Raw genomic sequence first — 24964 nt, forward strand, 5'->3', positions numbered from 1 at the left:
GGCGATCGTGAGCGCGGCCGTGGCGATCGCGAGCGCGGCCGTGGGCGATCGCGAGCGCGGCGCAGCCGGGCGAAGCGGGTCGCCGCCGTCAGGCGAGGCTGCTCTTGACCAGGGCGGCACGCGCCAGTGTCTGCTCGGCCTGCTTCACGTGGGCCGCGTCGACCAGGACGCCCTTCACCCCGACCGCGCCGCGGCCCTTGGCCTCGGCTTCCCGGTAGGCGGCGACGTTGGCTTCGGCCCGGGCGATTTCGTCGGCGGTCGGGGCGTAGACCTCGTTGGCCACGGGCACCTGGTCGGGATGGATGGCCCACTTGCCGGTGTAGCCGAGCAGCGACGCGCGCCTGGCATCGCGCTCGTACCCCGACAGGTCCCGATAGTCGGGATAGGGTGCGTCGATCGCGTCGATGCCGGCGATGCGCGCGGCAACGATCACCTTGTTGCGCGCGTAAGCCCAGAATTCGCCAGGGTATTCGCTGAGCGGGACGAAGTTGGTGTCCACCCGCGCGCCCTGCGACAGCGAGAAATCGCCGACACCGAAGATCAGGGCATCCAGGCGAGGACTGGCCGCCGCGATCTCTTCGGCGTTGGCCAGGCCTTCCACCTCTTCGATGAGCACCTCGAGCCGAATGGCCTTGGCCAGGCCGAGTTTCGCTTCCAGTTGGGTGAGCAGCACGTCCACCCACCAGACGTCGCGGGCCCGGCGGGCCTTCGGGATGATGATCGTGTCGAGGTTCTGACCGGCCTTGGTCACCACATCGACGACGTCGTCATGGCACCACTGGGTGTCCAGGCCGTTGATGCGGATGGCGCGGGCCGTACGGCCCCAGTCGATGTCGTTGAGGGCGGCGATGACCTTGGCGCGCGATTCGACTTTGACGCCGGCGGGGGTCGCGTCCTCGAGGTCGAGGAACACCAGATCGGCACCGCACCGGGCGCCCTTCTCGAACATGTTGTCGTTGCACGCGGGGACCGCGAGTTCGGAACGACGGAGCAGATCGGTCACTAGTCAATTCCCTCTGTCACAACACGCCGCGGGCGCGCAGACCGTCAATGTCGTTGGCGGTCAAGCCGAGTAGCTCGCCGTAGACCTCGGCGTTGTGTTCGCCGAGGCACGGTCCGAGGTGGCCGACAGTGCCGGACGCCGATGAGAAACGGGGAACGGGAGCCTGCACCGTCATAGCCCCGAGCTGTGCATCGTCGACCGAGATGAACACATCACGATGCGCCAGCTGCTCGTCGGCGACCAGATCGCCGACGTCGTAGACCGGGGCCGCGGCCACCTCGTGGGCGTCAAAGACCTCCATCGCCTCCGAAAGCGTCTTTGTGGCAACCCAATCGGCTACCACAGCGTCGACCTCACGCGCCCTGGCAAGCCGGCGCTGAGGATCGGAGAAGTCGGGGTCTGTCACCAGGTCGTCTCGCCCGATCGCCCGGAACACCCGGAGCGCCAGCGCCGGTGAGCTCCCGGACATGGCCAGCCACCGCCCGTCGGCCGTCTGATAGGTGTTGCGGGGCGCCGAAATGTCCCACCGATTGCCGGACCGTTCGGGCACCAGGCCCAACTGGTCGTAACCCAACAACGTCTGTTCGAGCAGGCGGGCCAGCGGGTCGATCAGGTTCACGTCAATCAGCTGACCCGGCCCGCCGTGCACGTCGCGGTGATACAGCGCCATCATCACCGCGTAGGCGGCGTTCAGCGAAGCCACACCGTCGGCCAGCATGAACGGCGGCAGCGTGGGCGGACCGCCGGCCTGGCCGGTGATGTGTGCGAACCCGCTCATCGCCTCCCCCAGCGTGCCGAACCCCGGGCGCTCACTCTTGGGGCCGGTCAACCCGTAACCCGTGATGTGCAGCATCACGATCCGGTCGTTGACCGCGCGCAGGCTCTCGTAGTCCAGGCCCCACTTGCGCAAGGTCTGCGGACGGGTGTTGACGATGACGACGTCGGCATGCTCCACCAGGCGGCGCACCAGCGCTTGGCCTTCGGCGCAGCGCAGGTCCAGGGTGATCGATCGCTTGTTGCGCGACAACGACTTCCACATCAGTCCCACCCCGTCGCGCTGGTTACCCCAGCCCCGGATCGGGTCGCCATTGCGGGGATCCTCGACCTTGATCACATCGGCGCCGAACTCGCCCAGGTAGGTCGCCACCAGCGGCGCGGCGGCCAGGGTGGCGAGGTCGAGTACCCGCAGTCCGTCAAGCATTGGCACTGGCGGCCACCCGTGCGTTCGAAGGACGCTGCAGCCCAAGGTGTCCGCGCAGCGTGGACGACTCGTACTCGGTGCGGAACAGCCCCCTGCGTTGCAGCTCCGGAACGACCATGCGCACGACGTCTTCGAAGGCACCGGGCAGATGCGTTGCGGCCAACACGAATCCGTCGCAGGCGCGGGTTTCGAACCAGTCCGCCATCTGGTCGGCGACCTGCCGGCCGGTGCCGACGAAACGCGGTCCCTGCAGCAGGGTGGCGCGATGGTTGGCGAGGTCGCGCAACGTGACAGGGCGGCCTCCGCCGCCAGAAGAAATATGTGTTCGCAGGTTCTGCACCAGCCCCCGGATGCCGGAGACAGAGGCGAGCAGTTCGTCGGTCACCGGGTCGTCGAGATCATGTTGCGCGAAGTCGTAATTCATCAACTCCGACAAAAGCGTCAGGGATGCCATGGGATGAACCAGATCATCGAGGAAAATGGCTTCGCGATCCTTGGCGTGGGCTTCCGATTCGCCGACGACAGCGTATGCCATGGGGCAGATGCGGACCGCGGCGGGATCGCGGCCTGCGTCGGCGATCCGGTCCTTCTGATCCGCGTAGTGGCTGCGCGCGACGTCGATGCCCGGGTCGCCGGTGAAGATCAATTCGGCCCACCGCGAAGCGAATTCGCGGCCTCGGCCCGACGAGCCGGCCTGGATGATGACCGGGCGGCCCTGCGGGGTGCGCGGCACCGTCAACGGGCCGCGCGCGGAGAAGAACTGGCCGACGTGCCCCAACTCGTGCACCTTGGTGGGGTCCGCGTACTGCCCGGACAGCCGGTCGTGCAGGACGGCGTCGTCCTCCCAGGTGTCCCATAGGCCGGTCACCACATCCATGAATTCGTCGGCGCGGTCGTAACGTTCGTCGTGGCCGAGGTGGGCGTCGACGCCGAAGTTCTGCGCTTCGCTGTCGTTGACCGACGTGACCACGTTCCAGGCGGCACGGCCACCCGAAAGGTGATCCAGCGAGGCGAAAGTCCGCGCGACGTGGAACGGCTGGTAGTAGGTCGTCGAGTAGGTGGCGCCCAGCCCGATCTTCGACGTGGCCTGCGCGAGCACCCCGAGGATGACGCTGAGGTCCAGCTTGATCGGCCGCGCGCCATAGTGCACCGCTTCGTCCACCGAGCCGCCGTAGACCCCCGGCATTGCCAGGCGATCGTCGAAGAACATCAGGTCGAAGCAGCCCTCCTCGAGCTGACGACCGATCTTGGCGTAATAGGACGCATCCAGGTATCGGTGCTCGGTTGCGGGGTGCCGCCACGATCCCGCGTAGACGGAAGTGCTGCCGGCCTGCATGAAGGCGACAAGCGCCATCTTGTCGGTACGCATGTTTTGAAACGTAACATCTGATATTTCAGATATCAAACGCTAGGTCTGTCGTTTGGTATTCTGCGCAGGTGGCAGGCATCGACATCTCCGGAACGGTCCGCGAGCGCGCCGCCCGCGAGCTGCGCGACCGGATTCTCACCGGCGCCCTGCCTGCCGGATCACGCGTCGACCTCGACGCCATCACCGAGGAATTCGCGACCAGCCGCACGCCGGTGCGCGAGGCGCTGCTGGAGCTGTCCTTCGAAGGGCTGGTCCAAGTCGCGCCGCGCAGCGGCGTGACGGTGCTCGGCATCAGCCCGGATGACGTGCTGGACAGCTTCACCATTCTCGGTGTGCTCACCGGGCAGGCCGCGGCGTGGGCCGCCGGGCGGATCGAGGCTGCAGAACTCGCGACCCTGCGTGAACTCGCGGCCGACGTCGTCGCACGGTCCGGCGACGACAGCATCGGCGAGGCCAACTGGCATTTCCACCAGATGATTCACCGCGCCGCGCACTCGCCGCGGCTCTTGAATCAGATCAAGCAGGCGGCCCGCGTGGTGCCGAGCAATTTCCTCACCTTGTTCCCCGAGCACGAGAAGCACTCACTCGACGAACACCAGGAATTGCTGGACGCCCTCGGTGACAACGACGCCGAGCGGGCACGCACCATCGCCGAACGACATGTGCTGGATGCGGGGCGCTCGCTGGCCGAGTGGCTGGAGCAGCGCCGCGACGGTTAGGCGAGTGCGGGCAGGACTTTATCGGTGAGCAGCTGGACCGACTTCCACGCTTCGTCGACCGGCATGCCGCCCACCAGGGGGTGCATGACGAGCGGGCCGTAATTGTCGGTTTCGCGCACTTCGGCGATCACCTGATCGGGAGTGAGGAAGCGGTAGCGGCCCGACGCCCTCACCTGGTCCAGGGTTTGGACGCCGGGCAGGTGCATGAGCGAGCGCTGGTCGGTTGACCATCGACCGTAAGTGACTGCCTCCCAAAGGATGTGATCGCCGAGCTCCGCCCATGCCCGGTCGGGATCCTCGTGCAGGTAGATCATTCCGCGATTGATCGGACCCGGCATCAGGATGAACGGCGACATGCCGGCCTCGGCACACAGCTCGCGGTAATACGCGGCGATCTCCGGCAGGTGATCGGCCAGGCTGAGCGGCAGCCGGAACCGGGCAGCGCGGCGTGCCGTGGCACGGGCGCCGCCGCCGACGTACAGGGGTGGATGCGGCCGCGTCCAGGTGCCGGCGCAGATTGCGTTCTCCGGATCGCCGCCGGACCAGACGGCCAGCATCCGCTCCAGCAGGCTGTCCATCAGCGCACCGCGCCGGCCGAAATCTGCTCCCAGAGCGTCGTATTCGACCGTCCGATACCCCAGACCGACCGTGGTGTGCAGGCGGCCGCGACTCATGTTGTCGACGAGTGCGATGTCTTCGGCAAGCCGCACCGGGTTCCACAGCGGACCCAGTGCGCAATCGACGCTCGCGATCAGCGTCGAGGTCCGGGCCAAGAACATCGCCGCGGCCATGATCGGATTGCAGCTCCAGCCGTGCCCAGTCGCGTGATGCTCGTCGACGCTGATGGAGGTGATGCCGTGGGCCTCCCCCCACTGCCCCAGCTCGAGCGCCGCGGAAAGGAGCTTGCCCTGCGTGCGTGGATCACCTTGCGGGGACGCGAAGTTGAAGCGAAGTACCGTCAGGAGCATCGGCGATCCCGCCTCACGACGCTTCCGGCCCGGCCGCCGCCTGCAGGAAGGCCGGAAAGTCGGGGAACAGTGCGCGGTCGACGATCTCGATGCGGGTTCCCGCCGCGTCGACGTAGTAGGCGAAGAGGGCCAGATCCGGTGGAGCGGTGTCGGCGGTCGCTTCGAAGGTGAAGCCGTTGTCTTCCAATCTCTTCGCGCTCTCGGCCAAATCGTCGGTCCAGTAGCCGAGGTGGTGAATCGCGTTGCCGGGTGCCGCCGTCCAGGCCGTCCCCGGCACCTCCTTGATTAACTCGACGTGCGGCGCCTGCAGCGAATAGACGAAAGTCGAAGTCACCTCTTGGGTTCCGGTCGTCGTGCGGAACGGCAACGTGTAGCTGACCGGGGTGATCCAGCGGTAACCGGCCAGCGCGGTCAGCCGGGCCATCGCCGCGTCGAGGTCGGACACGATGATGCCGGTGTGATAGAAGTCCTCGGGCCGTAGCGCGAATGCCGTCATGTGTTCCTCGCTATCTGGTTGCGGAGCCAGGCACTTTCCCAGAAGTTCGTGCTGCCGGCGAGCAGTTTTTCATGCGCATCCCGCAGCACGCCGCGAGCCCCCGGATGGTCCGCCGGGACAAGCTCGGCGAGGTGGATGGCCTGCAGCGCACGATCGGCGGCCAGGTGTGCACGCGCCCGCTCCACCAGCGCATCGGCGCCGGCCAGCTCGACCACATCGGCGGCGACGGAATCGAACGCGACCGGGTAGAGCTCGGTGGTCGATTCGTGGTGGAACCAGCCCGAGTAGTTCTCCCAGACGGCCCGCACATCCCACGCGACTTTGCCGTAGCCCTGGCCCACTTCGTATTCCGCGGGCAGGGTGATCTCCCGCATCAAGGCGCGAACGTCTTTGCCGGCGTTCATCCCGGCGACGGTCTGATCGTGGATGTATCGAATCGCATCGCGCAGCCGGGTCAACTCCGCGTTGATGCGTTCGGCACCCCTGATCGGCTCGAAGTGGCCGGTCACCAGCAGGTCAGCCTGCAGGTCGCGGACCCTCTCCACCGATGCGATGGCCGTCAACGCGTCCCGATACCGGTCGCCGCGCATGGTGACCAGATTGGGAATGTGCCCGATCAGGGGTCCGAACGTGTTTCCGCACAGACAGATTCGTTCGTGGGGCAGCCAGATCACCAGGGAGTCGGTGGTCTCGCCGCCGGGGACGGAAACCAGTTCCATGAGCCGGCCGCCGACCTCCAGGCGCAGGGTGTCCTCGAAGTCTATGTCGACCACGGGCACGCTCTGGCCGGCCAGCCGCGTGGTTCCCAGGCGCCGCTGGATGGCCTGAATGCCACTGGCCAGCGTGTCCTTGAAGGCGAAGGCGCTGCGGTTGGCCCGGTACGGGATCAGCCGGTCGTTGTCGTCGCGCCAGGCCTTCCAATTCGCCTGTGCGACAACGGTCGTCTCGGGATCCCGCACGCTGTCCAGGCCGCCGACATGATCCACGTGGCCCTGAGTGAAGATGATGTAGCGCACCGGCGACGAGTCCACGGCGTCGAAGTTGGCGCGATGCACCGGACCCTCGAAGCCCATGCCGGTGTTGACGATCACCCGGCCCTCGGTCGTGGTGAGCAGATACGAGTTGGACAAGCCGGGCGAGCACCACAAGCTCGGGGCGATCTCTTCGGCTTTCTCGGCAGACGCTGGGCGCATCGCGTCGGCACCCGGCCTGCTCCGATAGACAGGTTCGGACATCGCTGGTGACTCCCTCATTCCGGACGGACGTCGAACTTGTCGAAGTAGAAGCCGAAACGGCCGCGCAGTCCGTCGGCGGAGGTGCCAAAGTGCCGCTGTAGTTCGTAGCGGATGCGGCCGTGTTTACCCCGAGGATTGCCGTCCAGGTAGCGCTGGAAACGTTGCTGCACCTTGGGCGGTAGGTCGACACCGGCGCACTGGTAAAGCCGTTCGAGCACCGGCATCTCGTTGCCGTTGAGCTGCTGGAAGTTGATGTCGATACTGCGTTCGGGCGCCACCAGGTCGCGGTCACGCACGCACGCGCTGAGCAGTCGGTGCACGCGATCGCTCCAATAGTCCAGCAGCCACTGCGGATCAATGCTGTTGCGGCGCAACCGATCCGAGTACGCCATCATGGTGATCGCCGACTGGATCACCGCGACGGGATCGCGGTGGGTGAAAGCCACTGTGGCATCGGGGAAAGTCGCCATCAGCGGGCCGAGCTGCTCGCAGTGCTGCGGACTCTTCAGCACCCATGTCCGCGGCCCGCGCAGGAAGGTCAGCGCCTGCAGCACCTTCTTCATATAAGCGTAGTGCCGGGTCTGGTCGAGACCCAGATAATAGTCACGCCAGTCGGGCACGCGCGCATGCCATTCCAGCACGTATGAGGCCAGATCGAGGTCGAGGAGCTCCACCTCCTCCTCGATCGCCTCAGGGAACCGGTCGTGCATGGCGGCCACCACGGGGGCGCTCACCATCAGCGCATCGTGTTCCGACTTGGCGCGCGCGTAGCGGGGATCGACGCCGAAGATGTCCGGACCCTGCCCGAGAGCGGGGATGGGATCCTGGCTCTCCCAGTACGGCAGGGCGCGCCGGCGTGGGTCGGAGGCAATGAGATTCACCAGATGTGTGGTGCCGGAGCGCGGCATCCCGACGACGATGAATGGCTTCTCGATCGGGATGGACTCGATCTCCGGAAACCGCCGGATGAGTTCGGTCAGCGACATGCGGTTGCGTAGCAGGCGCACGATTCGTTGGCGCAGCGAGCCGCGGGTGAGCTGAAGCAGGCCTTCGTCGGCTTCGATCGCCGCGACGTGCGTGCGCAGGCGGTCGGCGAAACCGTCGGTGTCGTCGAGATCGGCGGCTCCGGCTGGCAGGCCCGTCTGCTGGACGGCCTCCGCGAGCATCCGGTCGGTGTCGAGGTCGACGGGCCTGGCTTCGGTGAACTCCAGGATCTGACGCTGCACGTCGGTCAGTTGCGGCGCGGTCAAGTCGTCGAAGTCGATGTCGTCAACCGCAGAACCCACCGGAACCCCTATTCGACGCGTCAGGTGAGAAATATGACACAGACGCTAGACGCGGTGGAGATGCGTCGTTCATCCACCTCGCCGGTGCCCCGGCACTACAGATTGGCCAGATCGTCGGGCACGTCGACCATGTGTTCTTGCAGCGCCTCCAGGGGCACCACTTCGAGGGTCCTCTCGTGAGTGGCCGCCAACACCACCGGCGCGGCGCATCCGTCCTGGTGAGCGCGCAGCCAGTTCAGCGCGGTCACGCACCAGCGGTCCCCCGGCAGCAGGCCCGGGAACCGATACTCGGGCACCGGTGTCGACAGGTCATTGCCGATGGAACGCTGGTGTTCCAGGAATTCGGCGGTCATCACCGCGCAGATCGTATGCCGCCCAAGGTCCTGAGGGCCGGTCGAGCAGCAGCCGTCGCGGTAAAAGCCGGTCAGCGGGTCTGAGCCGCAGGGTTCCAGCGGACCGCCTAACACATTTCGATCAGGCACCTGTTCAGTATTGCGCCCTCGGGGGGAAAGTTTGAAGCAATTTCGCCGACTGCGCGGTCAGGTTTTTTTCGGCGCCGGTGCCTCGGCCGCCGTGTGGACGCCCGGCCGGCGGACGTGTTAACTCGAACTGATGTCGACGCCACCCAACCCATCCGAAATTCCGCCCGGCGAGCCACCCTGGGGATGGCAGCCGCCCGGTTACGGGTCGCAGCCGAATCCGTACACGCCCTCGCCGGGATATCCGCCTCCGCAGGCCTACCCCGGGCACGCCGGCTATCCGGCATACCCTGGTCACCCGGGATATGTTGACCCGCAGGCGCCCTACGGCCGCGATCCGGTTACCGGGCTGCCGCTGTCGGACAAGTCCGCCACCACCGCCGGCCTGCTCCAGCTGTTTCTCGGCTTGTTCGGTATCGGCCGCTTCTACATCGACTCGACTCAGATTGCGGTGGCGCAGTTATGCCTTGGTCTGTTCGGAGTTCTCTTCAGCGTGTTCTGTTTTCTGGGGTTTCCGGTCCTGCTCGGCGGCATCGTCTGGGCGATCGTCGACGCGATCTTGATCTTCACCGGCAGCGTCAAAGACAACCACGGCCGCAAGCTGCGATAGGAACTTGCGATGGACAACGGTTTCGATTGTCCGGCAACGTTTTTGACTCGCGCTGGGGCCAGATTTTAACCTGGGCGGCTTGGCAAGGGTCCAGGGCACGCCGGTGATACTGGTCACGGATTGGTCACGATCGCGCGCGAAAGTCGCGACTCGGCAGCTCTGACGACGAACCCGTCGCGACGCGCTGAGCAAATCCCGGGGAAATCGCCCCGAAAACTTATCGTCACATCGTGGAACGACGTACGGCCCTGAAACTCCCCCTGTTACTGGCGGCAGGCGCCGCAGTTGCCCGGATGCCCCGGGCTTCCGCGGAGGAAGCGGGCCGGTGGTCCCCCGACCGCGCGAACCGTTGGTATCAAGCGCAGGGCTGGCTCGTTGGAGCAAACTACATTCCGGCGAACGCCATCAACCAACTCGAGATGTTCCAGCCCGACACCTTCGATCCGCGGCGCATCGACACGGAACTCGGCTGGGCCCAGTTCTACGGCCACAACACCGCACGGGTGTTCCTGCACGATCAGCTCTGGGCGGCCGATCAGCGCGGCTTCCAAACCCGCCTGGGTCAATTCGTCGACATCGCGGCTCGCCACCGCATCAAACCACTGTTCGTTTTCTTCGACTCTTGTTGGGATCCGCAACCGCGAGCGGGACGCCAGCGCGCGCCGCGGCCAGGCGTGCACAACTCGGGCTGGGCGCAGAGCCCGGGCGCCGAACGTCTCGGTGACCCGAAGTATGTCCCGGTCATGCGCGACTACGTCACGGCGGTAATGACCCAATTCCGCAACGACAACCGGGTTTTGGGCTGGGACCTGTGGAACGAGCCTGACAACCCCGCGCGCCAGTACCGCAACACCGAACGAAGCGACAAGGAGCAGCTGGTCACCAACCTGCTCCCCCAGGTCTTTCGCTGGGCCCGGGCGGTGGATCCCAGCCAGCCGCTGACAAGCGGTGTGTGGCGCGGGGATTGGGGACAGCCGCAGGGCCGCAGCGCGATCAGCGACATACAGCTGGCCAACGCCGACGTGATCACCTTCCACTCCTACGCCGGACCTTCCGGGTTCGAGAACCGGATCAACGAGCTCACTCCGATGGGCCGCCCCATCCTCTGCACGGAATACATGGCGCGGCCCCAGGGCAGCACCGTCGAATCGATCCTGCCGGTTGCGAAGCGCCACAACGTCGGCGCCATCAACTGGGGCCTGGTCGCCGGCAAGACCCAGACCTACTTTCCCTGGGACTCATGGGACCACCCCTACACGTCGGTCCCGAAGGTGTGGTTCCACGACCTGATCCGGCCCGAGGGACGGCCGTTCCAAGACATCGAAGCGCTGACGGTGCGAAAGCTGGCCGGTAATCAGACGTGAGCCGGTTTCGGTCTTCGTGACCCTTCGCTGAAGTCAATCAACGCGAACCCGCCATAGACCTCCCGGTAGTAGGGTTATACCTGCTCAGAAGGGGGCGGCGATGCTCGTCGGTGCTGGTCGGCTACTGGCGACGCCATGACGTGGGAAAACCTGAGCGAAGCAGAACTGATCGCGTCGGCCGGCGGCGATCCGTGGGCGATCAACCAGAGCCTGCAGGCGGGCAGCCCATTTCAGATCTCGCGGCTGGCAGAGGCCTTTCATGGCGCCGGCCGGCACACCGCCGAAGCCGACCACGCCTTCGAGGACGCGCAGAAACGCTTCGCCGCGGCCTGGAACCATCAGGATGGTGGCCACCCGATCAATGACTCCGATGAAGTCCAACGGGTTACCAAATCCCTTGGTGCGCAGTCTGAGCTACTGCCGAAGATCGGCGCCGAGCTGCAGTCCATCGCGGCCGCCCTGGCCGACGCGCAAAAGCAAGGGGCTCAAGAGATCGCCCTTCTGGACAGTGAGCTGCGGGGGCTCGACAGACTCATCGGCGCGATAAAACATGACTTGACGCTCGACCTCACTCAGGCGGAACGCACCAAATTGCAGAAACTGAAGGAGGCTGCGCACGCCCAGGCCGTGGACGACGTCCGAGATGCCGTCAAACAGTTGAATTCAATTCGAAACGCCTACTCGGACACGTTGCGCAAATCGATGGACGCCCTGCATACCGACGGGTACGACCCTCCGAAAGCCGTGGACGACTGGATCGAGAGTCCGCTGAAGCCAGGCGAGGTAAGGGATCTCGGGCCGATCGCCGGGACCGGCGGCATTCCCGGCATCCCAGGGATCGGGGCGGCTGACTTAGGGGAAGTGATCGAGGTTCCCGGGCAGCCCGGGAACTACCTCGCGATCTTCGGGGATTCGTTCTCCGGCGATAAGGTCGGGGAGGGCGAGCATTATCGATCTGTGGCAGTACCAGTGACTTTCGACGCCGACGGGCGTCCGCATTTCGGCGCGCCATTGACGGGAGCAAAAGATAGCGGCCGTGAGCTGTTCCCCATGCCGGCAGAGGCGGTCAAGGCCGGAATCAACGACACGTTGCCAGCCGGGACGATCACGCTCGGCGACAAAACGTACATGATGGTGACGGGCACTCAGGGTGATTTGAAGCCAGTGGCTTCGTGGCTGGTCGAAGTCAACGGCGATCCCGGCAGGGGGTGGGCAATGGCGCCGGGGTCGTATCGGGGCGCGGGCGCCGCGCCCACACAGGTCAGCGGCTACAAAGGGTCAGACGGCAAGGTCTACATTGCCGCCGATTCCTTCGACCGCAGCCGAGGCATCACCATGTACCGCGCGGATCCCGGCAACGTGTTCGATCGTTCAACCTGGCAGCCTTGGAACGGGAACGACTGGGGAAAGCCCGGACAACAGGCCACACAGGTAACCGCCAATCGCTACGGAGAGCTCAGCTTCCGGGAAATCGGCGGGAAGCCCGTCTTGTCTGGCTTTAATGTAGATGCGCGTAAGGGAAGTATTGAAGTGCGAGTAGGAGCCAACCCGACCGAAATGTTCGGCGCGAACGTGCCCACGACTCTCGTCGCGCAGAACGGCGATCCAGGCGCCCCGAAGTTCATCTCACAACCGTACGGTGGATATATCTTGCCAGGATCAACGCTGGACAATTTGAAATTATTTGGCAGTCAATGGAATACGCTTAAAGATGCGAACGGCGTGCCGTTCGGTACTCCGTACAACACCCGAGAATTTCAACTCAGCCCCTACCACTGACCGTCTGAACCGATTGGATGCATATGGTCATCAAGAAGCTGGCCGGCGCCATGACACTCATCGGAGCTGCTTTCGCAGTTGCCTGCACGGCGCATGCCGACCCGCCCAGATTTCCGGACCTGAGCGCAGACGCCCCGGTGAACGTCGGCGATTACACGATCGACGTTCCCAACCCTGGCCGGCCGCCCCTGCCAACGGTGTATTTCCTCACTCCCGATGGGGTCGTCTGCAGCTACACGCCCGATCAAGCACAGTGCAGTGGAAATAACTTGCCGGCGGTCCCGCCCGCGCCTTCGAATCCCAATGCGGGAATCACCGGGGTCAATTGGATCGGAACAACTACTGGGCTGAAGCAGACGAATGAGGGCGAACCATCACGCGTGATTGACGGACAGCCGGTCAAAACGCTTCCTCCGGGTCATTCCATCACCGTCAATGGCATCATCTGCGGGGTCGACAACGCCGGCACGACAGCGTGCAAAGACGCGCAAGGCCGCGGCTTCGTGCTGTCGCCGAAGGGATCTGGGTGGCTGCCCCACGTGTGAGGGCCGCTCAAGGGTGGCGGCACGGTCACCGGACGCGCATAGCGACCAGAGTCGTGATCCGAAAAGCTTGGCCTAGAAGGCTTTACGATGCAGCGAAGTCGCCGACGGCGGTCATCTTGTTGCCGTCCCAAGCGGTGGCGAAGCCGCCCGCGTTATATGCGCAGTTCAAAATGATGTCTCGGTGTGGCGGACTCTGCATCCACATGTCGAGGGCTTCCTTGGGAGTCGCAGCGGATCCGGTGCCCCAGAAGACGATCTCACCCGAGTACCGGCTTCTGTAGCCCGCCGCGGTGATTCGCGCCTGCGGCGACGATCCGTCCGAACCGATGTGTCCGCTCACCCCGTTGCGCAGCATGTCATCGGCGTGGCGCTGGGCGGCTTCGGTTAAACGCGGATCGTCGCTGATCGGCCCGCATCCTGGGCGAAGCTGGTTGATGCCGCTGTAGAGCGCTGTCCCCGAATCGTCTGCGTTCGCGACGAAACCGGACAGTGTCCCGGGAGCCGTGATGAAGGCAGTACAGATCGCGAAGACGGCGATGATCTCGACTTTCTTGGCCATGATGCCTCTTGTCGCGCGCTCGCTTTGCTGTTTTCGGTATCTAAATGTTACCCATTTTCAACCAAGAACGATCACGAATCGCAAATCGGTTCCGCGGCACCGACATGCTTACCGGCTCAACCCCAAGGCCGTTCTAGTGACCGGCGTTGTGAGCGAGATCGATGGCGTACTGGCTCACGAAGTTGCCGGCCGGCGGATCACCTTTGCCGCAGGTCCCATCGGACTCACCGGGGCGTTTGATCCACAAGTACGCGTCGGCGTGCGCACCCGCGGTGCTGGCGGTCGGCGGAGTGCCCAATGCTCGGCCGCTCGGGTTGCACCAGTTGAGGTCGGAGTCGGGGGCCGGTCCCGCACCGTTGCGCGACGTGTCGATCACGTAGTGCGACCCATTGGTGAGCCCCGAAATCGCCTCGCCATAACCGATTTCGTCGTCGGTGGTGAAGAAGTTCGCGGTGTTGATGCTGAAGCCCCGGGCGTGGCCGACGCCGGCCTGGTTGAGCCGGGCGGCCATGTCGTCGGCGCTGTGCCAACGCAGGTGACCCGCGTCGACGTACACGGCCGCGTTCGGATCCTTGGTCAGCGTGTCGACGGCGTAGCGGATCAGGTCGAAGCGTTCCTGGCGCGCATCACCCGACAAGCAGTCGGCCATGGCAAGCGCGTCGGGTTCGACGACGATCGCCACCCGCGAAGCGCCCACGCCGGATGCGATGCCGTCGATCCACGAGCGGTAGGCGTCGGCCGAGCCCATCCCGCCGGCCGCAAAGCTGCCGCAGTCGCGGTGGGGGATGCCATAAATCGCCAGAACCGGGATGGCGCCGGCACCATTCGCGTCGCCGACATACTTCCCGACGGTTGCCGCCGACCCACCCGGGACGATCCAGTACGCCTGCGGTGTGTTGGCGATGGCGGTCAGCTCGGGGCTCGGCGGATCGGCGCTCTGCGCGGCGCGCATGGCCGCCGAGGCCGGGTTGACGTAGAACGGCGCTCCGGCCAACGGGTCGCCGTCGGCGACCAGCCGCACTGCAGGGGCGGGACGGACCTGTACCGGGTCGGCGACAAGACCCATGCCGGCCACGGCTGCAACCGTGAGCAAGGGGACGATCCACCGCGCGGCTGCACCTGCAGCTGAGAAGTTCACCTGAGGAAAATTAGTGGCTCGGAAGCATCGAGCGCCAATCGGCGCCGGCCCGAGCCGTGCGTCCGGTCGGCTAAATGAGGACGACGACGGCCATCCGCTTACATCGAGCCGCGCCCGCCAGGACCGCCGGCTAGAAGGCCGGCCGCGAAGGACGCGCCCTTGTCGATCGCCGCGGCGTTGGTCGAATACCACCTGCACGTCCGGGCACGGACCGGCGGTGGCGGAGGGGACTGCAGAGGCGAGGCCGGAAGCGGCAACGCCTGACGCCGCGGCTAGAGGAGAAACAAGGCGACGAAGGGTTTGACGTGCGATCATGCCGCCGGCCGCCCACAAACGGGACTCCTAAACAGCGATTTTTCGCCACCGAATGACCTGGACGCTGTCGCGACCAGGCACGGCACGCAAAATACGCTCACGGAGCGATCAGCCAGTTTCCAGCAAATCTGGAAACCGCTTACGTCCGTGCAATCTTTGGCGGTGGCGGAGGGATTTGAACCCTCGGACGGTTTTAGCCGTCACACGCTTTCGAGGCGTGCTCCTTAGGCCGCTCGGACACGCCACCGCCGAGCAGCTTACCGAACGGCATGCCCCTCACCCCAATCGCTGGCGGGCGAAGAAGGCTTCCAGTGGCGCGGCGCACTCCTGGGCCAGCACACCGCCCCGCACTTCCGGGCGGTGGTTGAGCCGCCGATCCCGGACCACATCCCACAACGACCCGACCGCTCCGGTCTTGGGCTCCCACGCGCCGAACACCAGCCGGGCGATGCGCGACAGCACCAGTGCGCCCGCGCACATGGTGCACGGTTCGACGGTGACCGCCAGCGTGGCGCCTTCCAGCCGCCACCCGTCCCCGAGGACCTCGGCCGCCGCGCGCAGCGCCACAATTTCGGCGTGGGCCGTCGGGTCTCCCCACGCCTCACGGGCATTGACCGCGCGGGCCAGCTCGGTTCCGTCGGCGCCGACCACCACCGCGCCGATGGGCACGTCGCGGGGACCCGCCGTCGCGGCAACCGACAGTGCGGAACGGATCAGGTCTTCGTCAGTGATCACCGACCGAGGCGGTCGATCACCGCCGACAGCTGATCGGCGAAGCCCATCTCGCGGGCGATGCGGCCCAGCTGCTCGTCGGCGTACAGGTCGGTCTCGTCGAGGATGACCCCGAGGACCGCGTCGGGCAGCCCGACGTCGGACAGCAGACCTAAGTCGCCCTCTTCGAAGGGATCCGAGTCCTCGAGATCCTCGGGATCGATGTCGGCGTCCAGCTTGTCAAGCACTTCCGCGGCGATGTCGTAATCGAGGGCCGCGGTGGCATCAGAGAGCAACAACCGCGTGCCCGACGGCGCCGGCCGGACGATGACGAAGAATTCGTCGTCGACATCCAGCAGGCCGAAGACCGCCCCGGAACTGCGCAATTCACGCAGCTCCGTCTCGGCGGCCACCAGGCTCAACAGCGATTTACGGGCCATCGGAGCGCAGCGCCACTGCCCCTCTTCGCGCACCACCGCAACGCCGAACCCGTCCGGCGTGTCCGCGGACAGGCCCTGGGCAGAGGCCCGTTGTGCTCCCATGGCCGCTTACGGTAGTCCCTGACCAGGCCCCTGACCAGATGGCTCCTGGTAACCGCGAGATCTGGCGGCGCCGTTCCCGTCCGGATGTGCCAACCTTGGAATGTGGCAAGCCCTCCTTCTAAGACACCGGTGTGTGTGCTCGGGCTGGGGCTGATCGGCGGCTCGATAATGCGGGCCGCCACGGCAGCCGGCCGTGAGGTCTTCGGCTATAACCGCTCGGTGGAGGGCGCGCAGGCCGCGACCGCCGACGGCTATGACGCCACCACCGATCTGACCGCGACCTTGTCTCGCGCCGCCGACTCCGGTGCGCTGATCGTGCTGGCCGTGCCGATGCCGGCGATGGCGGGCATGCTCGCCCACATCAAGGAGACGGCCCCGGCGTGTCCGCTGACCGACGTCACCAGCGTCAAGCAGGCGGTCCTCGACCAGGTCGTGGCCGCGGGTCTGCAGGAACGCTTCGTCGGGGGACATCCGATGGCGGGCACCGCCCACTCGGGTTGGACCGCCGGCTACGCCGGGTTGTTCACCGGGGCCCCGTGGGTGGTCAGCGTCGACGATCACGTGGATGCGGCGGTCTGGTCGACGGTGATGACGTTGGCGTTGGACTGCGGCGCGGTGGTGGTGCCGGCCAGGTCCGACGAACACGACGCGGCCGCGGCTGCAATCTCGCATCTGCCCCACCTGCTCGCGGAGGCGCTGGCCGTCGTCGCCGGAGACGTCCCGTTGGCCTTCGCCCTGGCCGCCGGCTCCTTCCGCGACGGGACCCGGGTGGCGGCCACCGCGCCGGACCTGGTGCGGGCGATGTGCGAAGGCAACTCCGACCAATTGGGGCCGGCGGCCGATCGCGTCATCGAGCTGCTGACCCGAGCCCGCGAATCGCTGGCTTCCCACAACTCGGTCGCCGATCTCGTCGAGGCCGGCCACGCCGCGCGCACGCGCTACGACAGCTTCCCGCGCCACGACATCTTCCACGTCGTCGTCGGCGCGGAGAACTGGCGTGGGGAACTGGCCGCCGCGGGCCGGGCCGGCGGGGTGGTCAGATCCGCTCTGCCAAGCCTGGATAGTCGACGATGAATCCTTCGTCGTCGACGCTCACCGTCGTGTCGGAGATCGGCGAGCGCAATTTGATCTCGTCCAGGCTGCCGGTACTGCTGTAGCTCACGGTGTCCGCGGCGATGGACATATCCGGCAAGTTCACATAGACGACGGGCAGCGTGACCGAGGCCGCCCGCTCATACAAGCCGAGCCGCCGGATGGGGAGCGCGTTGAAGAACGGGCTGAACTCGACGTCGACGTCGAGCGCGCCGTTGTAGGCCGCACGGCGTTCGCCCTGATGGTCGGTGACCAGCCACATGTTCTCTTCGTCACGGGCGAAGGAGAAGACGCGCTCTCGCTCGGCGAGGGTGACGGTCATTCCGAGGCGCCTGGTGGCACCGGCCTCGTCGGTCAGCAGGTCGTAGTAGGCGCCGAACGCGGGATGGGTGTCGGTGGCGGCGGCGATGATGCGGCCATTGGCCTTGATTCTGTTGCCGGACACCTGGACTCGTACCGATTCCATCCGGGGGTCATCCTTTGCGCGCCAGGTGAGCATCGCCTGCCACACGCGGCGAGACGGATCAGAGGGGGCTGCGTTCACTCGTCTACCGTAAGACGTGCCTGCCAACCGCTGCGGCGTGCCCGGTATGTTCGCCGTAATCGCCCGGTGCCCGGCACCGCAATCCACACCGCCACCGCGAGCAATCCATCGAGCACCAGCGCCAACGCGGCCACCATCAGCGCACCGACCAGAGCGAGATGAAACTCACGTTCTTTGATCCCGTCAATCAGGTATCGGCCCAGACCGCCGAGGCTGGCGTAGGCGGCCACGGTCGCGGTGGCGACCACCTGCAACGTGGCGTTGCGCAGCCCGCCCAGGATCAACGGCAACGCGTTGGGCACCTCGACGCGCAGCAGCACCTGGGCCTCGGTCATGCCCATCGCGCGGGCGGCGTCGACGACCGTCGGCTCGACGTTGGCGATCCCGGCGTAGGTGCCGGCCAACAACGCCGGCACACCCAGCAGCATCAGCGCCACCAACGACGGACCCAGGCCCAGCCCGAACAACAGCGTTCCGAACAGCAGCACGCCCAGCGTCGGTAGCGCGCGCAGGCCGTTAACGGCCCCGACCACCAGCAGGGTGCCGCGCCCGGTGTGCCCGATGATCAGGCCGACGGGGATCGCGATCAGCGCCGAGGCCCCCACCGCCAGGGCGGTGTACTCGAGGTGCTCCAGAATGCGGGCCGCGAGCCCGACCGGGCCGGTCCAGTTGTCGGCGGTCGATACATAGGAGAGCGCCCGCTCGATGAAGTTCACCGCGCACCACCCACCACCGGTGCGACGACCGAGCGGCGGCCGGTGCTGCGCGTGGCGTGCGCCCACGGTGTGGCCAGCCGGCCGGCCAACACGATGAGCACGTCGATGACGACCGCCAGCAGGAACAGCGCGATGATGCCGGCCAGGATCTGATCGCTCTTGTTGGTCTGGTACCCCTGGGTGAACCAGCTGCCCAGCCCGCCGATGCCGATGACCGAGCCGACCGAGACCATCGCGATGTTGGTGACCACGACTACCCGCAAGCCAGCAACGAGAACCGGAACCGATAGCGGCAGTTCAACTTTCAGCATCCGCGTGATCGTCGGGTAGCCGACCGCGGTGGCGGCGTCGCGCACCTGGGTGGGCACCGCGTCCAGCGCCTCGAGCACCGCCCGCACCATTAGCGCGGCCGTGTAGGCCGTCAACGCCACCATCACGTTGGCCTCGTCGAGGATGCGGGTCCCGATGAGCATCGGCAACACCACGAACAGCGCCAGCGACGGAATGGTGAACACAACGCTGGCGGCCGCCGTCGTGAGCCGGCGGGCGATCCGGGTGCGCTGCACCAGCATGCCCAGGGGCAGCGCGATCGCCAGACCGATCAGCACCGGCACCAACGCCAGCCGCAGGTGTACGACGGCCAACCCCCGGGCGTCGTCGAGATGGGTGAGTAGATAGTGCATCGGCTAGGTCCCCCGGGGTTCCGAACCCAGCCGTCGGGAGTCCACCGCGGCCAGCACGTCGGCGGCCAGCACACCGCCGATCACCCTGCCGCCGTCGTCGACGGCGACACCGATGCCCGACGGCGACGACAGCGCCGCGTCCAGCGCCTGGCTCAGATTGCCCCGCGGCCGAAACAGCGATCCGACCCCGCTCATGCTGTCCGGCAACGCCACACCGTCACGGTGGCGTCGCAAGCCCTCGCCGTCGATCCAGCCGAGCGGAACTCCGACATCGTCGACGACCACGGCCCAGCCGTCGGCAAGCCCTGTTGCGGAGAGCTTGTCGGCCGTGATCCGTTGGACGTCGTGCAGCGGCAGCCCGGCCGCGTCGAGGAGTTGCAGCCATCGGTAGCCGCGGCCCAGGCCGATGAACCGCGACACGAAGTCGTTGGCCGGCCGCGACAGCAGTCGGGCGGGCTCGCCGTACTGCTGTAGCGAACCGCCCTTGAACACCGCGACCCGTTCGCCGAGCCGCAGTGCCTCGTCGATGTCGTGGGTGACGAAGACGATCGTCTTGTGCAATTCGCCTTGCAGGCGCAGTATTTCGTTCTGCAGATCGTGGCGGACCACCGGATCGACGGCGGAAAACGGCTCGTCCATCAACAGGATCGGCGGGTCGGCGGCCAGCGCTCGTGCCACGCCGACCCGCTGTTGCTCGCCGCCGGAAAGCTGTGCCGGATAGCGGGTCGCGAGCTTGGCGTGCAGCCCGACCCGTTCTAGCACCCCGTAGGCTTCTTTGCGGGCGGCCCGGCGAGTCTGGCCCCGCAAGACGGGAACCGTTGCCACATTGTCGATTACGCGTTGGTGGGGCATCAGACCGGCGTGCTGGATGACGTATCCGATGCCGAGGCGCAGCTTCACCGGGTCGCGGGTGGAGACGTCGACGCCGTCGATCGTGATGGTGCCCGAGCTGGGCTCGATCATCCGGTTGATCATGCGCAGCGCCGTGGTCTTGCCGCTGCCGGATGATCCGACGAACACGGTCAGCTTGCCGGTGGGGACGCTCAAGCTGAGCTCGTTCGCGGCGGTGGTTCCGTCGGCGAAGACCTTGCTGACTTTGTCGAAGATGATCAAGTCATCCTCCGATCGGATGGTCGAAGCCGTTGTCGCGTACCCAGTTTCGCGCCGCCTGGTCGGGATCGATGCCCGAATTCCCCGACACCGCGGCGTTGAGTCCGGCGACGCCGGACGTCGTCAGCTTCACCGAGACCGCATCCAGCACCTCTTTGAGCCGCGGAGATCTCTTCTGCGAATTGAGCAGCGGCACAATGTTTCCGGCCACAAAATTATGCTCGGGGTCGTCGAGGGCCACCAGGTGGTTCTGCGGGATGGCCGGTGACGTGGTGAAAATGTTGGCGGCGTTCACCCTGCCCTCGACCAATGCGCGCACGGTGACCGCGCCGCCGCCGTCGTCGATGGCGACGAAGTTGCCCGGCTTGATCTCGAGTCCGTACTTCTGCCGCAGCCCGGGCAGCCCGGCCGGCCGGGTCGCGAACGCCGAGGGCGCCCCGAATCGCACGTCGGCCGAATGGACGGCCAGATCGGCGATTGTCTTCAGGTTCCAGGAGTTGGCCGTTTGCCCGGTCACGCTGACGGTATCGGTGTCGGTGGCCGGGGCGGGCGTCAGAATTGAGAGGTCAGCGGGCAGGCGCTGGTCAAGCTCACGCTCGACGGAATCCAGCGTGGTGGCGTTGGACTGCGGCGAGATGTAGAGGAGCAGATTGCCGATGTATTCCGGCACCAGATCGATCGAATGGTCTTTGAGCGCAGGAATATACGTCTCCCGGCTCCCGATGCCCATCCGCTTACCTACTTCGAAACCATTGGCCTGCAAGGCTTGTGCATAGATCTCGGCGATGATCTGCGATTCCGGAAAGTCGCCGGAGCCGATGACAATGGAGTTGGGGCTTCGAACCTGCGCTCCCAGCGGATCGGAATTGCTGCACGCTGCAACGACGGACATGGCCATCACCAGTATCACCGCGCGCGTGATCACGCCCCGCACGTGCGGCCATCCCGTCATACCGCCGACCCTAACGCCCGAACCCCGCAAACGCTGGCCTGCAAGGTTCGGTTGTCCGAATCGGTTTCAATCGGCGTCCGATAGGGCAAAGATGGCAGTATGAGCAGCCACACCCCTGCCTCGCCCGGGCAGCCGCCCCCCAAGCCCGACCCCGCCGCCAAGACCGGCGCGCCCGCCAAGGAACCGGCCATCGGGTTCACCCGCGCCGGCGCTCTGTGGTCGTCGTTGTTCGCCGGCTTCGTGATCCTGATCCTGTTGCTGATCTTCATCACCCAGAACACGACACCCGCAGAGTTTCAGTTCTTGGGCTGGCACTGGAGTCAGCCCAAGGGTGTTGCGATCCTGCTGGCGGCCGTGGTCGGGGGGCTGATCACGGTTGCGGTCGGCACCGCACGGATCTTGCAGCTGCGCCGCGCGGCCAAACGGCAGCACGCGGCCGCCCAGCGCTAGCCGGGCAGCTTCGCCAGTTCGGCCAGACCCCGGGAGATCAGCGGCGCGACCACCTCGGGTGTGTGCTCGGACGCGTCGACCGCGCCGCGGGCCTGATCCGACATCCGCCGGCGGAAGTCGATGCCCGCGGCGATGATGGCGAGCTTGAAGTAGGCCAGCGCCATGTAGAACTCCCAATGCGCCAGCGGTGTACCGGCCACCAGCGAATAGCGGTCCGCAAGTTCGTCGGCCGTCGGCAACAACGGTGACGTCCACGCGGCCTGCGCATTGACGATCAAATCCAGGGCGGGGTCGCGGTACACGCACATCAGGGCCGCATCAGACAGCGGATCCCCCAGCGTGGAGAGCTCCCAGTCGACCACCGCACGAACCTTGGTCGGGTCGTCGGCGTCCAGAATCGTGTTGTCGATCCGGTAGTCGCCGTGCACGATCGACGTGCGGCTCTGCTGCGGAATCGCCTCGCCCAGACCGGAATGCAGCCGTTCCACATCGGCGTCGCGCCGATCCTCGGGCAACCGCACCAGCGACCATTGCGAGCCCCACCGCCGCACCTGACGCTCCAGATAGCCGCTGGGCTTGCCGAAGTCGGCCAGGCCGACGGCGTTGGGATCGACGGTGTGGAGGTCGACGAGCACGCGGATCAACGAGTCGACGCAGCCGCCGATGACCGTGTGGCTGAACGACTCGAGTTGAGCGCGGCGGCGCACCACTTGCCCGGCGACGAATTCGACGATCTGGAAGGGGGCGCCCAGCACCGAATCGTCCTCGCAGAGCCCGATCGTGCGCGCCACCGGAACGGGTGTGTCCTGCAGCGCCGCGACGACGCGGTACTCGCGGGCCATGTCGTGCGCCGACGGGGTCAACCCGTGCAGCGGCGGCCGGCGCACCAGCCAACTGGTGCTGTCGTCGTAGACACGGAACGTCAGATTGGAGCGACCACCGGAAATAAAGTCCGCGCGTAACTCGCCGTCGCGCTCGATCCCGAGCGAACGCAGATAGGAGTCCAGCGAGGCCAGGTCGAGGCCCTCGAGTTGGCCAGCTGAAGTCACCGAACTTGTCTACCATCGCCGGGCTCGACGCGGCGCACCACCTGCGATTTACCGGACTTCCGCTCAGGCCTTGCCACGGCTCGCGTCGTCGTCGAGCAGCCTCTGGTTTCGCGGCAACAGGTCCCAGACGTGTTCGGTGGTGTTGACCGCCGCCACCGTCGCTTGCCCGGACCGGGAGAACAACAGCCGGGTGACCGACGCATAGTCGACCGGAAAGGACAGCAGTCGGGCTGTGCCGAGGATTTCGTGCAGGAGGACGTTGATGACCCCGCCGTGGCTGAACACCGCGACCGTGTCGTCGGGGTCGCCGGTGGCGACCAGGTCGTCGACCGCGGCGCGCACCCGGGCACGAAAAGCGTCCTCGTCGACCGCGCTGGGCAGATGCCCCTGAGCCAGGCGCGCCCACTCGTCGGGCATCTCCGCGCGGATCTGCTCGACGGGGATGTACACGGGAAGGTCGCGGTCGTATTCGGCGAAGCGATCGTCGATCTCGACGGTCAGGCCGCGATCCGCCGCGACCGGTTCGGCGGTCTGGATGGCCCGGCGCTGCGGGCTGCTGACCACCCGCGCGATGGGAAACCTGGCGAGCGCCTTGGGGAGTCGCTCGATCTGGGCCAACCCTTCCTCCGACAGATCCGGATCGGAACCTTGCCCGTGTTCGCTGCGCAGCGGGAGCGCGTGCCGGACCAGAAGCACTTGCATGTTTCTTCCTGCCTTGTCGAAAGGTTGTGCCGGTCCGAAGTCTCTCATCGCCCCTTGCCCGTCGTTCACGGCGTGCACAATGGCATCGCTGCACTAGCTTCATTCCCCCAGTGCCGAGAAGGACGGATGACTGAACCGGACAGCTCGCCCGACGGCCCCCTGGCGCACCTGGACCACGACGGCGAGGGCCACTTCATGGCGCCCGGGTTCCTGCTGAGCGCGCGCAAAGTGGGCTGACAGCCGCACTTGCCTCTAGCCCGGAGAATGCTATTCTCCGGGCAGAGATCGGGATGTGCAGAGAGGGTTGGCGAGTGACTGGTGGATCGGGACTCGACGCGGGCGTCCTCGCTCGCTGGCTGGATGCGAACGACGCACCGGGCGGTGGCGAAGAGGCGCGACCGACCCAGCTGAAAGGCGGCTCGCAGAACACCCTTTATCTGATCGAGCGCGGTGGCCAGCGGATGGTGCTGCGGATGCCCGGCGCCCGGGCCGACGCCGCCCGCATCGACGGGCTGCTGCGGGAGATCCGCCTGGTCCGGGCGCTGTCCGGCACCGATGTCCCGCACGCGGCGCTGATCGCCGCCGACGAGACCGGCGCCGTGCTCGGTTTGCCGTTCTACGTCATGCAGGCGATCGACGGGTGGAGCCCGATGGACGGCGGCTGGCAATCACCGTTCGACACCGACCTCGAGGCCCGGCGCGGCCTGGCCTTCCAATTGGTCGACGGCGCGGCCAAGCTGGGCCGAGTGGATTGGCGCAAGCAGGGACTCCAAGGGTTCGGCCGCCCGGACGGATTCCACGAGCGGCAGGTCGATCGCTGGCTGGCGTTCCTCGATGCCTACAAGGTTCGCGAGCTGCCGGGTTTGGACGATGCCTCCGACTGGCTGCGCCGCAACCGTCCGGCGCAGTACCGGCCGGGCATCATGCACGGCGACTATCAGTTCGCCAACGTGATGTTCGCCCACGACGCCCCCGCACGCCTGGCCGCGATCGTGGACTGGGAGATGACCACGGTCGGCGATCCGCTGCTCGACCTGGCGTGGTGCCTGCTGGGCTACGACGGCGAAAAGCCGCGCGAGGACGGGTTTTATCTCGACATGCGCGGCATGCCGACGCGCAGCGAGCTGTTGGAGCATTACGAAACCGTCAGCGGTTTGTCGACCGAGAACATCGACTACTACCTGGTGCTGGCCAACTGGAAGCTGGGCATCGTGCTGGAGAAGACGTACGCAGCCGGGGTACGGACCGGCAAGGTCGACCCCAAGATCGCCGACGCGTTCGGCCCGATGATTCTGCAGCTCATCGCCACCGCGGCAGAACTCGCCCGATCTAACAAGGGATCTTGAA

General features: G+C 66.3%; 27 protein-coding genes, 1 tRNA gene and 1 pseudogene. 9 read left to right on the forward strand and 20 right to left on the reverse strand.

Going from position 1 to position 24964, the window contains the following annotated elements:
* Positions 1 to 88 precede the first annotated feature (88 nt).
* From B8W69_RS16465 to B8W69_RS16475, 3 genes are read right to left on the reverse strand one after another with little or no spacing between them, the layout of a single operon-like run.
* Positions 89 to 1003: an HpcH/HpaI aldolase/citrate lyase family protein gene (locus B8W69_RS16465; protein ID WP_085290887.1), complete on the reverse strand. Its 915-nt coding sequence runs from the start codon at positions 1001 to 1003 to the stop codon at positions 89 to 91.
* Positions 1004 to 1019: 16 nt separating this feature from the next.
* On the reverse strand, positions 1020 to 2204 hold the full coding sequence (locus B8W69_RS16470; RefSeq protein ID WP_085290888.1) for a CaiB/BaiF CoA transferase family protein: 1185 nt from the start codon (positions 2202 to 2204) through the stop codon (positions 1020 to 1022).
* A complete protein-coding gene (locus B8W69_RS16475) occupies positions 2197 to 3573 on the reverse strand; it encodes an LLM class flavin-dependent oxidoreductase (protein ID WP_085290889.1) in 1377 nt (458 codons plus the stop codon). Before B8W69_RS16475 ends, B8W69_RS16470 begins: the two co-directional genes overlap by 8 nt.
* A gap of 68 nt (positions 3574 to 3641) precedes the next feature.
* Between B8W69_RS16475 and B8W69_RS16480 the strand changes: the two genes are divergently transcribed.
* Positions 3642 to 4292, forward strand: a complete 651-nt coding sequence (locus tag B8W69_RS16480) for a GntR family transcriptional regulator (RefSeq protein ID WP_085290890.1) — start codon at positions 3642 to 3644, stop codon at positions 4290 to 4292.
* Here B8W69_RS16480 and B8W69_RS16485 read toward each other — a convergent pair.
* The 5 genes from B8W69_RS16485 to B8W69_RS16505 all read right to left on the reverse strand — a co-directional run bounded on the left by B8W69_RS16485 (position 4289) and on the right by B8W69_RS16505 (position 8759).
* Positions 4289 to 5260, reverse strand: a complete 972-nt coding sequence (locus B8W69_RS16485) for an LLM class flavin-dependent oxidoreductase (protein WP_085290891.1) — start codon at positions 5258 to 5260, stop codon at positions 4289 to 4291. The two genes, B8W69_RS16480 and B8W69_RS16485, sit on opposite strands and share 4 nt — an antisense overlap.
* Before the next feature lie 13 nt (positions 5261 to 5273).
* The gene (locus B8W69_RS16490) at positions 5274 to 5756 is read right to left on the reverse strand and encodes a VOC family protein (protein WP_085290892.1); all 483 of its coding nucleotides are present in this window, start codon (positions 5754 to 5756) and stop codon (positions 5274 to 5276) included.
* Positions 5753 to 6991, reverse strand: a complete 1239-nt coding sequence (locus B8W69_RS16495) for an MBL fold metallo-hydrolase (protein WP_085290893.1) — start codon at positions 6989 to 6991, stop codon at positions 5753 to 5755. The genes B8W69_RS16490 and B8W69_RS16495 overlap by 4 nt, the downstream gene beginning before the upstream one ends.
* Before the next feature lie 14 nt (positions 6992 to 7005).
* Positions 7006 to 8277, reverse strand: coding sequence for a sulfotransferase family protein (locus tag B8W69_RS16500; RefSeq protein ID WP_085290894.1), 1272 nt, complete (start codon positions 8275 to 8277; stop codon positions 7006 to 7008).
* Positions 8278 to 8372: 95 nt separating this feature from the next.
* The gene (locus B8W69_RS16505) at positions 8373 to 8759 is read right to left on the reverse strand and encodes a DUF2237 family protein (protein ID WP_085290895.1); all 387 of its coding nucleotides are present in this window, start codon (positions 8757 to 8759) and stop codon (positions 8373 to 8375) included.
* A gap of 130 nt (positions 8760 to 8889) precedes the next feature.
* Between B8W69_RS16505 and B8W69_RS16510 the strand changes: the two genes are divergently transcribed.
* From B8W69_RS16510 to B8W69_RS16525, 4 genes are all read left to right on the forward strand, one after another.
* Positions 8890 to 9366 (forward strand): NINE protein, encoded by a 477-nt coding sequence (locus B8W69_RS16510; RefSeq protein WP_085290896.1) that lies wholly within the window; start codon positions 8890 to 8892, stop codon positions 9364 to 9366.
* 230 nt (positions 9367 to 9596) lie between these two features.
* Positions 9597 to 10730, forward strand: coding sequence for a cellulase family glycosylhydrolase (locus tag B8W69_RS16515; protein ID WP_085290897.1), 1134 nt, complete (start codon positions 9597 to 9599; stop codon positions 10728 to 10730).
* Between the two features lie 135 nt (positions 10731 to 10865).
* Positions 10866 to 12509 carry a putative alpha/beta hydrolase gene (locus B8W69_RS16520; protein ID WP_085290898.1) on the forward strand — a complete coding sequence of 548 codons (1644 nt, stop codon included), beginning with the start codon at positions 10866 to 10868 and terminating at the stop codon, positions 12507 to 12509.
* Between the two features lie 17 nt (positions 12510 to 12526).
* Positions 12527 to 13054: a hypothetical protein gene (locus B8W69_RS16525; protein ID WP_439330620.1), complete on the forward strand. Its 528-nt coding sequence runs from the start codon at positions 12527 to 12529 to the stop codon at positions 13052 to 13054.
* 82 nt (positions 13055 to 13136) lie between these two features.
* Here the strand turns inward: B8W69_RS16525 and B8W69_RS16530 are convergent, their stop codons facing one another.
* The 5 genes from B8W69_RS16530 to B8W69_RS16550 form a co-directional block, all read right to left on the reverse strand.
* The gene (locus B8W69_RS16530; RefSeq protein WP_085290900.1) at positions 13137 to 13613 is read right to left on the reverse strand and encodes a CAP domain-containing protein; all 477 of its coding nucleotides are present in this window, start codon (positions 13611 to 13613) and stop codon (positions 13137 to 13139) included.
* A 133-nt stretch (positions 13614 to 13746) separates the two neighbouring features.
* Positions 13747 to 14751, reverse strand: a complete 1005-nt coding sequence (locus B8W69_RS16535) for a glycoside hydrolase family 6 protein (protein WP_085290901.1) — start codon at positions 14749 to 14751, stop codon at positions 13747 to 13749.
* 472 nt (positions 14752 to 15223) lie between these two features.
* Positions 15224 to 15313 (reverse strand) — tRNA-Ser (locus B8W69_RS16540).
* A gap of 29 nt (positions 15314 to 15342) precedes the next feature.
* On the reverse strand, positions 15343 to 15801 hold the full coding sequence (locus B8W69_RS16545) for a nucleoside deaminase (protein WP_085290902.1): 459 nt from the start codon (positions 15799 to 15801) through the stop codon (positions 15343 to 15345).
* Positions 15798 to 16319, reverse strand: a complete 522-nt coding sequence (locus B8W69_RS16550) for a tRNA adenosine deaminase-associated protein (protein WP_085290903.1) — start codon at positions 16317 to 16319, stop codon at positions 15798 to 15800. Before B8W69_RS16550 ends, B8W69_RS16545 begins: the two co-directional genes overlap by 4 nt.
* Positions 16320 to 16448: 129 nt before the next feature.
* On the opposite strand from B8W69_RS16550, the gene B8W69_RS16555 reads away from it, so the two are divergent.
* The gene (locus B8W69_RS16555; RefSeq protein ID WP_165762629.1) at positions 16449 to 17393 is read left to right on the forward strand and encodes a prephenate dehydrogenase; all 945 of its coding nucleotides are present in this window, start codon (positions 16449 to 16451) and stop codon (positions 17391 to 17393) included.
* On the opposite strand, the gene B8W69_RS16560 is transcribed toward B8W69_RS16555, so the two are convergent.
* From B8W69_RS16560 to B8W69_RS16580, 5 genes are read right to left on the reverse strand one after another with little or no spacing between them, the layout of a single operon-like run.
* The gene (locus tag B8W69_RS16560) at positions 17356 to 17955 is read right to left on the reverse strand and encodes a putative glycolipid-binding domain-containing protein (protein WP_085290905.1); all 600 of its coding nucleotides are present in this window, start codon (positions 17953 to 17955) and stop codon (positions 17356 to 17358) included. The genes B8W69_RS16555 and B8W69_RS16560 overlap by 38 nt on opposite strands.
* Positions 17952 to 18671: an ABC transporter permease gene (locus B8W69_RS16565; RefSeq protein ID WP_085290906.1), complete on the reverse strand. Its 720-nt coding sequence runs from the start codon at positions 18669 to 18671 to the stop codon at positions 17952 to 17954. The genes B8W69_RS16560 and B8W69_RS16565 overlap by 4 nt, the downstream gene beginning before the upstream one ends.
* On the reverse strand, positions 18668 to 19354 hold the full coding sequence (locus B8W69_RS16570; RefSeq protein WP_085290907.1) for an ABC transporter permease: 687 nt from the start codon (positions 19352 to 19354) through the stop codon (positions 18668 to 18670). The genes B8W69_RS16565 and B8W69_RS16570 overlap by 4 nt, the downstream gene beginning before the upstream one ends.
* A 3-nt stretch (positions 19355 to 19357) precedes the next feature.
* A complete protein-coding gene (locus B8W69_RS16575) occupies positions 19358 to 20467 on the reverse strand; it encodes an ABC transporter ATP-binding protein (protein ID WP_085290908.1) in 1110 nt (369 codons plus the stop codon).
* Between the two features lies 1 nt (position 20468).
* Positions 20469 to 21362, reverse strand: a complete 894-nt coding sequence (locus B8W69_RS16580) for an ABC transporter substrate-binding protein (protein WP_439330623.1) — start codon at positions 21360 to 21362, stop codon at positions 20469 to 20471.
* Between the two features lie 153 nt (positions 21363 to 21515).
* Here B8W69_RS16580 and B8W69_RS16585 point away from each other — a divergent pair, with 153 nt between their 5' ends.
* Positions 21516 to 21866 carry a LapA family protein gene (locus tag B8W69_RS16585; RefSeq protein WP_085290910.1) on the forward strand — a complete coding sequence of 117 codons (351 nt, stop codon included), beginning with the start codon at positions 21516 to 21518 and terminating at the stop codon, positions 21864 to 21866.
* Here B8W69_RS16585 and B8W69_RS16590 read toward each other — a convergent pair.
* Complete coding sequence (locus B8W69_RS16590; RefSeq protein ID WP_085290911.1) at positions 21863 to 22915, reverse strand: phosphotransferase family protein; 1053 nt, start codon at positions 22913 to 22915, stop codon at positions 21863 to 21865. The two genes, B8W69_RS16585 and B8W69_RS16590, sit on opposite strands and share 4 nt — an antisense overlap.
* A 63-nt stretch (positions 22916 to 22978) precedes the next feature.
* Positions 22979 to 23617, reverse strand: a complete 639-nt coding sequence (locus tag B8W69_RS16595; protein WP_085290912.1) for a histidine phosphatase family protein — start codon at positions 23615 to 23617, stop codon at positions 22979 to 22981.
* A 144-nt stretch (positions 23618 to 23761) separates the two neighbouring features.
* Between B8W69_RS16595 and B8W69_RS29960 the strand changes: the two are divergent.
* Together B8W69_RS29960 and B8W69_RS16600 are read left to right on the forward strand one after the other, a co-directional pair.
* Positions 23762 to 23854, forward strand: a pseudogene (locus tag B8W69_RS29960) (SAM-dependent methyltransferase); the annotation flags it as partial.
* Positions 23855 to 23907: 53 nt separating this feature from the next.
* A complete protein-coding gene (locus B8W69_RS16600) occupies positions 23908 to 24963 on the forward strand; it encodes a phosphotransferase family protein (protein WP_085290913.1) in 1056 nt (351 codons plus the stop codon).
* The last annotated feature ends 1 nt before the right edge of the window (position 24964 follow it).

The sequence above is a fragment of the Mycolicibacterium vulneris genome (genome assembly GCF_002104765.1).
GTDB lineage: Bacteria > Actinomycetota > Actinomycetes > Mycobacteriales > Mycobacteriaceae > Mycobacterium > Mycobacterium vulneris.

Bases quoted from the DNA above. Each gene is read 5' to 3' on its own strand.
- B8W69_RS16490 (WP_085290892.1), bottom strand. From the start codon at position 5,756: ATGACGGCATTCGCGCTACGGCCCGAGGACTTCTATCACACCGGCATC.
- B8W69_RS16495 (WP_085290893.1), bottom strand. From the start codon at position 6,991: ATGTCCGAACCTGTCTATCGGAGCAGGCCGGGTGCCGACGCGATGCGC.
- B8W69_RS16520 (WP_085290898.1), top strand. From the start codon at position 10,866: ATGACGTGGGAAAACCTGAGCGAAGCAGAACTGATCGCGTCGGCCGGC.
- B8W69_RS16550 (WP_085290903.1), bottom strand. From the start codon at position 16,319: ATGGGAGCACAACGGGCCTCTGCCCAGGGCCTGTCCGCGGACACGCCG.
- B8W69_RS16510 (WP_085290896.1), top strand. From the start codon at position 8,890: ATGTCGACGCCACCCAACCCATCCGAAATTCCGCCCGGCGAGCCACCC.
- B8W69_RS16585 (WP_085290910.1), top strand. From the start codon at position 21,516: ATGAGCAGCCACACCCCTGCCTCGCCCGGGCAGCCGCCCCCCAAGCCC.
- B8W69_RS16525 (WP_439330620.1), top strand. From the start codon at position 12,527: ATGCATATGGTCATCAAGAAGCTGGCCGGCGCCATGACACTCATCGGA.
- B8W69_RS16595 (WP_085290912.1), bottom strand. From the start codon at position 23,617: ATGCAAGTGCTTCTGGTCCGGCACGCGCTCCCGCTGCGCAGCGAACAC.
- B8W69_RS16475 (WP_085290889.1), bottom strand. From the start codon at position 3,573: ATGCGTACCGACAAGATGGCGCTTGTCGCCTTCATGCAGGCCGGCAGC.
- B8W69_RS16485 (WP_085290891.1), bottom strand. From the start codon at position 5,260: ATGCTCCTGACGGTACTTCGCTTCAACTTCGCGTCCCCGCAAGGTGAT.
- B8W69_RS16470 (WP_085290888.1), bottom strand. From the start codon at position 2,204: ATGCTTGACGGACTGCGGGTACTCGACCTCGCCACCCTGGCCGCCGCG.
- B8W69_RS16570 (WP_085290907.1), bottom strand. From the start codon at position 19,354: ATGCACTATCTACTCACCCATCTCGACGACGCCCGGGGGTTGGCCGTC.
- B8W69_RS16580 (WP_439330623.1), bottom strand. From the start codon at position 21,362: ATGGCCATGTCCGTCGTTGCAGCGTGCAGCAATTCCGATCCGCTGGGA.
- B8W69_RS16530 (WP_085290900.1), bottom strand. From the start codon at position 13,613: ATGGCCAAGAAAGTCGAGATCATCGCCGTCTTCGCGATCTGTACTGCC.
- B8W69_RS16600 (WP_085290913.1), top strand. From the start codon at position 23,908: ATGTGCAGAGAGGGTTGGCGAGTGACTGGTGGATCGGGACTCGACGCG.